1 protein-coding gene is annotated in these 1,238 nt (G+C 65.3%); it reads right to left on the minus strand.

All coding sequences use genetic code 11. From position 1 onward, the window contains the following. A partial coding sequence (locus tag AAFM29_RS17805; protein WP_371830772.1) for a TolB family protein occupies window positions 1–1,221 on the minus strand: 1,221 nt, incomplete at its 3' end. Between the last annotated feature and the right edge of the window lie 17 nt (window positions 1,222–1,238).

Raw genomic sequence — 1,238 nt, forward strand, 5'->3', positions numbered from 1 at the left:
GGTGACGACATCGGTGAGCGGCTTCGCCTCGTTCATGCCCTCGGCGAGATAAAGCTCGGCCGGAACCCCGATCGAGTCGCGCGTGAACAGCATCCGCTCGCCCGGGAGCGGGGTGACATTGCCGATATGCGCTTCATTCCCTGCGATCAGATTGAGTTCGGTGACCGCGCCGGTCGCCGGATCGATGCGGAATACGGGGGTGTCGAGCACATCTGCTGCGGTTGCGAGCAGATAGGTGCCGTCGGCGCTCCACGTCAGGCTGCCGAACGACAGGTCGGTATCCTGCGTCAGCGCGCGGGTTTCGCCGGTTTCGAGGTTGCGCAGCTGCACCACCAGCCGGTCGGCTTCGTAAGTGGGGCGCGCCATAGCGAGGTATGCGAGCCACTTGCCGTCGGGCGAGGGCACGGGGGTCGCATCATGCGCCTGATTGGCGAGGGTCAGTTCCACCGGAGCGGCGCCGGACAGGTCGGACCAGTAGATATCGAGATCGGTCGACATAGGCTCACCCGCACCGGCGCGGCGTGCGACGAAATAGACGCCCGATCCGTCGGGTGCCCAAGCGATGTCCTCGCCACCGCCGAACGGTTTGGTGGGGGTGTCGCCGACCAGCGCGCCTTCTGCATCGCCGCCATCGAGCGGGGTGCCGTCACCCGCTGCCACGCCGTCTTCCAAGCCGAAGACGAAGGTGCGGTTGTAGTAGCCTGGCTCGGCCCAGGTATCCCAGTGGCGGTAGAAGCCCGCATCCCCTTCATAGAGGCGCCCGCTGCCAATCGGCGCGGTGTCCTCTTCACAGCCGAAAGCTTCGCAATCGCGCGCGATCTCGGCCCAGACTACGATTGCATCGAGTTTCGGTGAAAGCTTGAAGCCTGCAATGTCGGCGCCGGGAATGTCGGCGACCAGCATCGGGCCGGTGACATTGCCATTGGCCTCGAGCGCCGCGCGCCACACGCGCGAGAGCGGCTCTGCGTCTTCGTCGGTGCTCTCGCTGCTCAGGAAATAGAGCATATCGTCCGGCCCGAAGGTGAGGTCGGACCCCTTCAGCCCGAGGCTGATTTCAACCGGTGCGGCACCGGGGGTGGCCAGATCGAGCAGATAATATTTGGGCGTACGCTTCAGCGTCTCGGGATCGGTATAGGTGACTGCATAGACCGCGTGATCCCCGCTCGCATTCACGGTCGGACCGCCGAGGCGCGGCATGGTCACCAGATCCTGCGCGCTCATCGGCGGGGTGGTGACAC

This window comes from Erythrobacter sp. (genome assembly GCF_038133525.1).
Lineage (GTDB): Bacteria > Pseudomonadota > Alphaproteobacteria > Sphingomonadales > Sphingomonadaceae > Qipengyuania.